We start from the raw sequence: 9,842 nt of genomic DNA, 5'->3' as shown, positions 1-9,842 counted from the left end.
TGTTCAGGCGTCGTTGCTCGGTGCCGGTGTGCAGGCCGGTGAGGTCCCAGAGCGACAGCGTGTCCTCCGTGCAGCGGGCGGCCAGGATCGTGCCGCCCAGGCCGCCGAAGGACACGTCGGCGGCGGAGGAAGGCCGGCAGTTCAGCCGGGCCAGCGGGGTGCGGCGTGCGGACCCGCGGCCCACGTCCCACAGCGTCATGCCGCCCTCGGCATCCACCGCGGCCAGCGTCCGTCCGTCGGGGCCGAGCACCGTTGTGTAGACGCCCGTCTTCAGCACCGTGAGGCTCCGGAACGGGCTCTCCCTCAGCGTCTCGGAGATCACCCGCCGAGACTCACCGGTCGGACGCAGCGCGTGCGCGGCCAGTCCCAGGTCCAGCGAAGTGCGCGGATCGGTCCCGCGCAGGTTCTGCGCCTCGGCCAGCAGCGCCCGGTACGTGGCCAACTCCCGCTGTTTCTGGGCACTCCGGCGCTGCTCCTGCGCCTTCTCCTCCTGCTGTATCGCCACCACCGCCGACCCGATCGCCGCCACCAGGCCGATCACCAGCGCCACGACCGCCGTCTTCAGCACCGTGACCCGCCGCCGCTCGCGTCGGCGCGCGCTCTCGGCGGCCTCCTCGCTCGCGGTCAGGAACTCCGACTCCCGCTCCGGCAGCGGCCCGTGGCCGCCGGGATCGCGTAGCTCCAGCGCGGCTTGCAGCCGGCTGCCCGTGAGCAGGAACGCGGCGTCCCGGCCGGCGGCGCGCCAGTCGTCGGCGGCGGTGCGCAGCTGTTGCCGCCGCAGCAGCGTGGCGGCGTCCTCCTCGATCCAGTCGTGCAGCCGGGGCCAGGCGCGCAGCAGTGCCTCGTGGGCGATCTGCGCGGTGTCCTGGCCCACGGTGATCAGCCTGGCCTCGGCCAGCCGGTCGCGGATCTTCCGCGCGCCGGGAGGAAGGCCGTCCAGCAGAGAGTCGAGCGGGACCGGACGCCGGATCCCCGCCCGGGCCCCGGTGCCGTCGTCCGGAGGCAGGTGCACCATCCGCAGCAGCAGGTCCCGCAGGGCCTTTCGGCCATCATCGTCCAGCGACTCGTGCAGGGCTTCGCCGGTCTTGGCCACCGACTGCCAGATGCCCCCCGTGGCCTGGTATCCGGTGAGGGTGAGCCGAGTACCGCTGCGCTCCCGCCAGGTTTCGCGCAGGGCGTGGGCCAGGAAGGGCAGCGCGCCCGTTTCGACGTCGCCGAGGCGGCCTTCGTTCAGGTCGTGCAGAAGCCGGTCGGTCAGTCCGCGTTCCAGGCCGAGCCCGACCGCGGCGGCGGGTTCCTCGACGGCGGCTCGTAGGTCCCGCTCCCGCATCGGCGGTACGTTCACCTGGCCGTGTTCGAGGGCGCTCTCCAGTTCCGGGTGGGCCAGGCAACTGCCGTAGTGGTCGGCGCGCAGTCCGAGCACGACCCGGGGGCGGGCGGCGCCGGCGTCGGCCGTCAGCACGGCGACGAACGCGTCGCGTTCCCCGATGTCCTGGCAGTGCGTGAACAGTTCCTCGAACTGGTCGACGACCAGTAATCGGCACGGCTCGCGGTCGGCCCGCGGCGGCGGGAAGCGGCCTGCCTCCAGTGCCGTGCGTACCTCGTGCGTCTCGCGCCCCGTGGCATCGGCCCATGCCTCGGACAGCGCGTCCATCGGGTGGGCTCCGGGCGTCGGGAGCAGCAGCGCGGGCCAGAGGTCCTCGCTGCCGTCGGCCGCGTGGCGGCGTTCGAGGCTCGCGAGCAGCCCCGCCCGCAGCAAGGAGGACTTGCCCGCTCCCGAGGCGCCGACCACCACGACCGGTTCACCCGGTTCTCTCCCGGGCCGTCCGACAGCCGTCAGCAGCTGTTCCACCAGCTCGTCACGGCCGAAGAAGTGGCCGCTGTCCTCTGCCCGGAACGGTGCCAGGCCCGGGTAGGGGCAGGGCACGTCGGCGGGCGGCTCGACGGCCTCGTGGCCGTCCGGAAGTCGGTAGGCGCGGTTGCGGGCGATGACCAGTTCGCCCAGCGTCCCCTCGCTCTGCCGGGCCGGGCGGACGCGCGTGTCGTCGGCGAACTCCCGGTCCAGCGCCGTGTGGAGGCGGTCCGCGGTCAGCCACGGCGGCCCTGCGGGGTCACCTTCCGTGAGCAGGCGCAGCAGCCGCCCGCTGAACAGGGTGTGCCGCTCGCCCTCGGGCGCGAAGGACAGCTCATAGTTCGAGGCCGAGCTGAGCAGGAAGCTGCCCCGCGGCAGGGCGGAGACGAACGGCTGCCGCATGCCGCCGTCCGACCGTGGCACCTTGCCCCGCCCGGAGAAGCAGCAGTCGAGGACGACCAGGCTGCCCCCTCCCACCTCCCCCAGCAGATCGCGCAGGGTCCGGTACGGCACGGCGTGCGCGATGTTCCGGGCGGAGCTGCTGGAGCGAGTGGCCAGGTACAGCTCGTCGCCGGGGCCGAGCAGGCCGTGTCCCACGTAGTAGAGCAGCAGCGGCCCTGCCGCCTGCGCGGCGGCTTCCTCGACTGCGGCCACCACCTCGGCGGGGTCCGCACCGCCCGGGACCCGCGTCACGCGTTCGGGCGCCATGCCGCAGACCTCGTGCAGCGCCTTCTGCAGATCGTCCAGCGTGGCGTCCACGGCGGGCAGGTCGGAGAGCTTCGACCCGGGAACGTGCCTGCCCGCGCCGATCAGCACCGCGCAGGCACCGGAAATCGCCAGGTGGCCGGTCACGCCGGTGGGTCTTCACCCGGCGGCCGCGCAAGCCGTTCCGCCAACTCGGCGAGTTCCTGCGGACTGAGGTTGCGGGTCTGCCGAGTCGTGATCTCGATCGTGCTTCCGTCGGAGCGGGTGATGGTGATGGTGTGATTGCTGCGGCGGCTCTGCACCCAGGCGACGGTGGCCCCGGCGAAGACCGCGGCAACTCCACCCGGCTCCAGCAAGGCGACCAGCGCGTCGGTCGCCGGTCCCATGGCGCCGGACTGCGGTGTCGCGGGCTCGTCCCGATGGATCCGGCCGCGAAGGTCCGGCACGTCCAGCAGCCAGCCTCGCAGTTCCTCGGCCCCGTCCGGCCACACCGTGATGACGGTACGCATGTGCCCCCGTGCGCTCGTCGTCTCCCAACCGCGATCCGCGGTTCTTGGCGATGAGAGGCTACCCATCCCAGGGACCGCGTTCCAGATCACCGACCACATTCGAACCACACGGTCCTGCCGCCTCTCGCCCGGCGATCCCCCCACTTGTCGACCACCGCCTCCAGCAGCACGAGCCCGCGCCCACCTTGCGCGACTCGCTCGGCAACCCGAACACGGTCCGCAACTACGGGATCGGCATCGGGGAGACCGCCGACCGGATCGGCGAGGGCCGGGCCGGTGGGGTCGAGACCGCCGCCCGCGGCGAGGAGATCCTCGGCGTCAACATGAAAGAGCCGGACTCGCCGGACGCCGGGCCCGGTCAAGGCGACGGGCGCCCGCCCGCGCACCCGTCGCCGCGGCGCGGTCCGCGAGAACTTCGTGCTGGAGCCCGTCCGCTGGGACGCCGGCACCGCCCGGCTGCTGCCCCGCCTGCTCAAGGGCCGTACGCGGGCCCCGCGTTCGTCACCCACCGCAGGCCCAGCTCATAAAAATGTGACACATCCGGCAGATGTGTCACACCTGCGGATTCCCCTACCGGTGGGCGACCGCCGTACACCCCGTCTGCGGACACCGCCCCAGCACGCCCGACAGCAGCTTCTCGAACAGCTCCTCCGGTCTCAGCACCAACGCTCCCTCTGTGCCCGCGGACCTGCTCACAGACCGCCCGCATCCTGCCCTGCCTCAGAGGTCTTTCCGCACCAGCACTCGAACCACACCGCTTTGCCACCCCCCGTCACGGGATCCACACCCCATTTGTCGACCATCGCGTCCAGCAGGACGAGGCCCCGGCCGCACCCGGCGTCCGGTGACAACTCGCCGGGCAGCAGCGGGACTTGTGATGAGCTGTCCGTCACCTCCACCCTCACGCCCTCCGTCTGCCGCAGAACCAGCAGTGTGCAGCGGCGGTTCCGGACGTGGCGTACGACGTTGGCGACCAGCTCCGTCACGGCGAGTTCCACGGCGTCGGCCAGCTCCGACATGTCCCACTCCGCGAGGAGCGAGCGGACGATACGGCGGATGTGCCGCGCCGAGTGCTCGCCCACGGTGAGGCGCATGCGGTACTGGACGGGGCGGGGGGCCAGGTAGGCCGCGGGAATGTATTCGTTCACACCATGAGGCTGGCCTGGTGTCACTACGCTGGGCTACGGAACGAATACAACACGTCCCGCTGTGGACGGAGTTGCGCGAGAGGGGACCGTGCGTGACCCACATCAACGTCCTCGACCCGGGTGCGTCACCGCTCGACTACTACGGCTTCGAGCTGCGGCGACATCGCGAAGCGGCCGGGCTGACGCAACGGCAGCTCGGGGACATCATCAACTACACCGGCTCTCTTGTGGGGCAGATCGAGACCGCACGGAAGCTGCCGACGCCGGAGTTCAGCGAGCGGGTGGATGCGGCGTTGGGGACGGGTGGGTTACTGTCCCGGCTCGTTGATCTGGTGATGCGTAGTCAACTTCCGGCTTGGTTCAGGCAGGTGGCCGAGTTGGAGGCGCGGGCCGTCGAGATCGGCACCTTTCAGATGCACATGGTCCACGGGCTCCTCCAGACCACGGCGTACGCGCGTGCCACGCTTGGCACGCTGAACCAGAACGCCCTCGACGACCGGACCGCCGTACGACTGGCCCGTCAGCGCATCTTCGAGAAGGAGGAGCCGCCGGTCTTCTGGACGATCCTCAGCGAGGCCGCTCTGTACCAGGAGATCGGCGGTCCGGGGGTCATGCGGGAGCAACTCGCCCACTTGTTGGCCTTCGAGAGCGACTCCCGGATCAACATCCAGGTGCTGCCGTTCACGGCCGGAGCGCACGCGGGACTCACAGGCTCATTCACCCTCTTCCGCTTCACGAGTGACCCGGCCATCGTTTACACCGAGGGTTACGGCAGCGGGCATCCGACCGCCAACCCAGACACCGTCAAGAACTGCTCGCTCCGTTACGATCATCTCCAAGCCGCCGCGCTCTCCCTCAGGGACTCGGCGGAGCTGATCCGGCGCGTGATGGAGGAACGCTATGGCGAGCAACGCGGTTCCGACGGGGGTCCGGTGGCGTAAGTCCAGTTACAGCAGCGACCAGGGTGGCGAGTGCGTCGAGTGTGCGCCGCTCGGCCCCATGGCCTGGCGCAAGTCGTCGTACAGCGGCGACCAAGGCGGCGACTGCATGGAGATCGCCGAAGCCCCCTGCGCCACCATCGCCGTACGAGACTCGAAGACCCCCACCGGCCCGGTGCTGACCCTCGCCCCCACCGCCTTCACGGCCTTCGTCTCCTGGGCCGGGGCTACAGCCTCTGAATGATCGTCCCGGTGGCCAGCCCACCCCCCGCGCACATCGTCACCAGCGCGAACTCCTTGTCCGTGCGCTCCAGTTCGTGCAGTGCCGTCGTGATGAGGCGGGCGCCCGTCGCTCCGACCGGGTGCCCGAGGGCGATCGCACCGCCGTTGACGTTGACCTTCTCCAGGTCCTGCTCGAAGACCTGGGCCCAGCTCAACACCACGGACGCGAACGCCTCGTTGATCTCGACGACGTCAATGTCCTTCAGGGACATTCCGGCCTTGCCCAGTACGGCCTTCGTCGCGTCGATCGGCCCGTCGAGGTGGAAGTGCGGGTCGGCGCCCACCAGGGCCTGCGCCACGATCCGCGCCCGCGGCTTCAGCTTCAGCGCGCGCGCCATCCGCTTGGACGCCCACATGATGGCCGCCGCGCCGTCGGAGATCTGCGAGGAGTTGCCCGCCGTGTGCACTGCGGTCGGCATGATCGGCTTCAGGCCCGCCAGCGCATCCATGGACGTGTCGCGCAGGCCTTCGTCCCGGTCGACCAGCCGCCACATGCCCTGCCCGGCGTGCTGTTCCTCCTCCGTCGTGGGGACCTGGACGGCGAACGTCTCACGCTTGAAGCGTTCCTCCGACCAGGCGTTCGCGGCCCGTTCCTGGGAGATGAGGCCGAGGGAGTCGACGTTCTCGCGTGTGAGGCCACGGTGCCGCGCGATGCGCTCCGCCGCCTCGAACTGATTGGGGAGGTCGACGTTCCACTCGTCGGGGAAGGGCTTCCCCGGCCCGTGCTTCGACCCCGACCCCAGCGGCACCCGCGACATCGCCTCGACGCCACAGCTGATCCCCACGTCGATGACGCCCGCCGCGACCATGTTGGCCACCATGTGCGACGCCTGCTGCGAGGACCCGCACTGACAGTCGACCGTCGTCGCCGCCGTCTCGTAGGGCAGGCCCACGGTCAGCCAGGCCGTGCGGGCGGGGTTCATGGACTGCTCGCCGGCATGGGTGACCGTGCCGCCGACGATCTGTTCGACGCAGTCGGCGGGGATGCCGGTGCGGCCGAGGAGTTCGCGGTAGGTCTCGCCCAAGAGGTAGGCGGGGTGGAGGTTGGCGAGCGCGCCGCCGCGCTTGCCGATGGGGGTGCGGACGGCTTCGACGATCACGGGTTCGGCGGCCATGGGGGCGGGTCCTCTCGTCCGGAACCAGGCAGAACCGGTCCAGAACCAGTAACTAGTACGTGTTCTAGTTCTGAGTGCAGTCTGCTGACGTGACGTACATCACCGCAAGGGTCTTGCATGCGATTGGGCTCCAATTCGGGGTGCCGTACCCCTTGCGAGTTGTAGAACCCGTTACTACCTTCACGGCGATTCCGTGTTCTGATGCACCGTCAGATCAGCTCGCATCGTCAGATGGCTGGAGCCGCCGATGCCCTGTCCAGCGCTTCCCGAAGGGTTCGACTTCACCGATCCCGATCTGCTGCACCACCGTGTGCCCCTCCCGGAGTTCGCCGAACTGCGCCGCGTCGAACCGGTCCGCTGGATCGCTCAGCCCGCGGGGCTCGCCGGCTTCCAGGACGAGGGCTACTGGGCCGTCACCCGGCACGCCGACGTCAAGTACGTCTCCACCCACCCCGAGCTCTTCTCCTCGTACCTCAACACCGCGATCATCCGCTTCAACGAGCACATCGAGCGCGACGCGATCGACGCCCAGCGGCTGATCCTGCTGAACATGGACCCGCCGGAACACACCCGGGTCCGTCAGATCGTGCAGCGCGGGTTCACGCCGCGGGCCATCCGGGCGCTGGAGGAGCGGCTGCGGGCGCGGGCGCACTCCATCGTCGAGAACGCCCGGGGCCACTCGGGCCCCTTCGACTTCGTCACCGAGGTCGCCTGCGAACTGCCCCTGCAGGCGATAGCCGAGCTGATCGGCATCCCGCAGGACGACCGGGCGAAAATCTTCGAGTGGTCGAACAAGATGATCGCGTACGACGACCCGGAGTACGCCATCACCGAGGAGGTCGGCGCCGAGTCGGCCACCGAACTCATCGCGTACGCCATGAACATGGCCGCCGACCGCAAGCAGTGCCCGGCGAAGGACATCGTCACCACGCTGGTCGCGGCGGAGGACGAGGGCAACCTGGGCTCGGACGAGTTCGGCTTCTTCGTGCTGATGCTGGCCGTGGCGGGCAACGAGACGACCCGCAACGCCATCACGCACGGCATGCACGCCTTCCTCACCCACCCCGACCAGTGGGAGCTGTACAAGAGGGAGCGGCCGGAGACGGCGGCCGAGGAGATCGTGCGCTGGGCGACACCCGTCGTCTCCTTCCAGCGGACGGCCACGCAGGACACCGAGCTCGGCGGCAAGCTGATCCGCAAGGGCGACCGGGTCGGCATCTTCTACTCCTCCGCCAACCACGACCCCGAGGTCTTCACCGACCCCGACACCTTCGACATCACCCGCGACCCGAACCCCCACCTCGGCTTCGGCGGAGGCGGCCCCCACTACTGCCTGGGCAAGTCGCTGGCCGTCCTGGAGATCGAGCTCATCTTCAACGCGATCGCCGACGCGATGCCCGACCTGCGCCTCGCGGGCGACCCGCGCCGGCTGCGCTCGGCGTGGATCAACGGAGTGAAGGAGCTCCGGGTCACCGCCGGCTGATGTGCCCGAGGGAGGCAGAAGCAACCCCATCCCTCACGCCCCGCCTCTGCCTCCCTCGAATTCCGCGATGTCGCAGCGACTGGGGCACGGCTGGTGGCGGCGCGGGATGCGACCCGCAACCATGTGGCGTCACTTGCCATCACTCACCGTCCAGCCCGTCCCTGATCACCTCCCGTGCCACTTTCGCCCGCGCGGCGGCGAGTTCCGCCGCGATACGGCGGTCGCGGTCATCGTCCGTACGGACGGACGCGGGCAGGGACGCCCCCTGGAGCAGGTGCCGGCGGCGCAGGTGGGTCGGCGGGTGGGTGGTGTCAACGCTGTGGCCGCGGCGGGCTCCGACACGGCGGCGGCGTTCGTATTCGGACTCGGGGATCTCGTCCATGCGGGCGGCGAGTTCCTCCCACAGCCCGTCGCCGGTGTCTTTCGCGCCCGAACGGCCGGGGCGCCCCATCCGCCTGCTGTTGACCTCCCGGCGCAGGGTGATCTCGACCGACTCGGTCACCAGGAGGCGGTCCATCAGACCCACCACGGCGTCGGTCGAGCCGACGCGGGCCGCCACCGTGTCGGCGAGGTACTCGCCACGCTGGGAGGCGCGCAGCATCAGCAGGTCGAGCGCCGCGAGCAGGGCCTGGAAGAGGAGGCGGGGCGGCAGGATCGCAAGGTTGCTGAGCATGTGGAGCCACGTGGTCGGGTGCGGGATCGGCGCGAAGTAGTGGTGCCACAGAGCCAGCGAGCGGGACGCGGTTCCGACGACCAGACCATGCTTCGTGTCCCCGTTGACGAAGCGCCCGAACTCGTGGCCCAGCAGGGCGATCCGCTGCTGTGGGGTGAGCACCTCCCACAGGGGCAGCCCCACGATCAGCTGCCGGCCACGCAGCCCGAGAGTGCTCACGCCGGCGTTGATCTCGGCGTCGATCACGACCGCGTCCACACCCCGGGTGCCCACGACCCGCGCGACCTCGTCGATCAGCGCGTACAGCTCGGGCGCGTCGTCGCGGCGCAGCACGATGCCGTCCTCGGGGAGCCGCACGAGTCTCGGCCGCAGGGTCCACGCCAGCGCCAGCAGCACCAGCCCGGCCACCATGAGGAAACCGCCCCAGCCGGCGATGAGTAGCCAGAGTCCGCTCACGGTCACGGCGAGGGTCACGCCGTGCACGGCCAGTGCGAGGGCGTAGGACAGGGCGCCGAAGACGTCTCGCTCGCTGCGTCGCCGCCCGCCCGCGCCGCTCTCCGAGGCCGTCGACGACATGGCGGTCATGGAGACGAGCAGTTTCTCGCCGTGCCGCTGGGCCAGCCTGCGCCGCAGCCTCTCCAGGCGCCCGATCCGTTCACCGGTGTCCACCGGGTCGACGTTCCAGTCGCAGGCGGTGCACCACGTGGTGAACCGCCGGTCCGCCCGGATCTCCGCCCCGCACTGCGGGCACGTCTGTATCGCCTCTTCACCGACGGCACGCACTGCGCACCCTCCCCATCCCCGGCCCCTCCCCGAGGCCGCGCTGTTCATGACAGGGCGAAGCTGATCACGTCGGCACACCGGCGTAAAGCCCCTTCGGTCACACAAACGCGGGTGGCACCAGGTATCAGCTCACGGCGGGGTGCTTCACCTCTGCCACGGGCTCCGCATCGGCCTCTGCCACCGCGACCGTTGTCCGCGCCCGCGGCCCCTGGAACACGTATGCCAGCCCGAACCCGGCGCCGACCACCATCGCTCCGCCGACCGCGTCGAGGACCCAGTGGTTGCCGGTCGCGACGATCGCCGAGAGCGTGAAGAACGGGTGGAGCATGCCCAGGGCTTTCATCCACGTCCTCC

Annotated in this window: 10 protein-coding genes; 4 read left to right on the top strand and 6 right to left on the bottom strand. The window is 70.4% G+C overall.

Annotation, left to right across the window (positions count from 1 at the left end; genetic code table 11):
- Together ACTWQJ_RS37910 and ACTWQJ_RS37905 are read right to left on the bottom strand one after the other, a co-directional pair.
- Nucleotides 1-2,704 (bottom strand): caspase, EACC1-associated type (locus tag ACTWQJ_RS37910; protein ID WP_443310982.1); only part of this gene is annotated, 2,704 nt, incomplete at its 3' end.
- Nucleotides 2,701-3,066 carry an effector-associated constant component EACC1 gene (locus tag ACTWQJ_RS37905; protein WP_443310981.1) on the bottom strand — a complete coding sequence of 122 codons (366 nt, stop codon included), beginning with the start codon at nucleotides 3,064-3,066 and terminating at the stop codon, nucleotides 2,701-2,703. The genes ACTWQJ_RS37905 and ACTWQJ_RS37910, both read right to left, overlap by 4 nt.
- 185 nt (nucleotides 3,067-3,251) lie before the next feature.
- Here ACTWQJ_RS37905 and ACTWQJ_RS37900 point away from each other — a divergent pair, with 185 nt between their 5' ends.
- On the top strand, nucleotides 3,252-3,593 hold the full coding sequence (locus tag ACTWQJ_RS37900; RefSeq protein ID WP_443310980.1) for a hypothetical protein: 342 nt from the start codon (nucleotides 3,252-3,254) through the stop codon (nucleotides 3,591-3,593).
- Between the two features lie 165 nt (nucleotides 3,594-3,758).
- On the opposite strand, the gene ACTWQJ_RS37895 is transcribed toward ACTWQJ_RS37900, so the two are convergent.
- Nucleotides 3,759-4,214, bottom strand: a complete 456-nt coding sequence (locus tag ACTWQJ_RS37895) for an ATP-binding protein (RefSeq protein WP_443310979.1) — start codon at nucleotides 4,212-4,214, stop codon at nucleotides 3,759-3,761.
- A gap of 92 nt (nucleotides 4,215-4,306) precedes the next feature.
- Between ACTWQJ_RS37895 and ACTWQJ_RS37890 the strand changes: the two genes are divergently transcribed.
- The gene (locus tag ACTWQJ_RS37890) at nucleotides 4,307-5,155 is read left to right on the top strand and encodes a helix-turn-helix domain-containing protein (protein ID WP_443310978.1); all 849 of its coding nucleotides are present in this window, start codon (nucleotides 4,307-4,309) and stop codon (nucleotides 5,153-5,155) included.
- On the top strand, nucleotides 5,115-5,396 hold the full coding sequence (locus ACTWQJ_RS37885) for a DUF397 domain-containing protein (protein WP_443310977.1): 282 nt from the start codon (nucleotides 5,115-5,117) through the stop codon (nucleotides 5,394-5,396). Before ACTWQJ_RS37890 ends, ACTWQJ_RS37885 begins: the two co-directional genes overlap by 41 nt.
- Here ACTWQJ_RS37885 and ACTWQJ_RS37880 read toward each other — a convergent pair.
- A complete protein-coding gene (locus ACTWQJ_RS37880) occupies nucleotides 5,380-6,549 on the bottom strand; it encodes a steroid 3-ketoacyl-CoA thiolase (protein WP_443310976.1) in 1,170 nt (389 codons plus the stop codon). The genes ACTWQJ_RS37885 and ACTWQJ_RS37880 overlap by 17 nt on opposite strands.
- A gap of 247 nt (nucleotides 6,550-6,796) precedes the next feature.
- Between ACTWQJ_RS37880 and ACTWQJ_RS37875 the strand changes: the two genes are divergently transcribed.
- Nucleotides 6,797-8,032 carry a cytochrome P450 gene (locus tag ACTWQJ_RS37875; protein ID WP_443310975.1) on the top strand — a complete coding sequence of 412 codons (1,236 nt, stop codon included), beginning with the start codon at nucleotides 6,797-6,799 and terminating at the stop codon, nucleotides 8,030-8,032.
- A gap of 139 nt (nucleotides 8,033-8,171) precedes the next feature.
- Here ACTWQJ_RS37875 and ACTWQJ_RS37870 read toward each other — a convergent pair whose 3' ends face one another.
- Nucleotides 8,172-9,488, bottom strand: a complete 1,317-nt coding sequence (locus tag ACTWQJ_RS37870; RefSeq protein WP_443310974.1) for a M48 family metalloprotease — start codon at nucleotides 9,486-9,488, stop codon at nucleotides 8,172-8,174.
- 124 nt (nucleotides 9,489-9,612) lie between these two features.
- On the bottom strand, nucleotides 9,613-9,842 hold a 230-nt coding region (locus ACTWQJ_RS37865; protein ID WP_443310973.1), incomplete at its 5' end, for a phosphatase PAP2 family protein.

Source organism: Streptomyces sp. KR55 (assembly GCF_052245645.1).
Lineage (GTDB): Bacteria > Actinomycetota > Actinomycetes > Streptomycetales > Streptomycetaceae > Streptomyces > Streptomyces flavusporus.
This window is presented reverse-complemented; position numbering and strand designations above follow the sequence as displayed.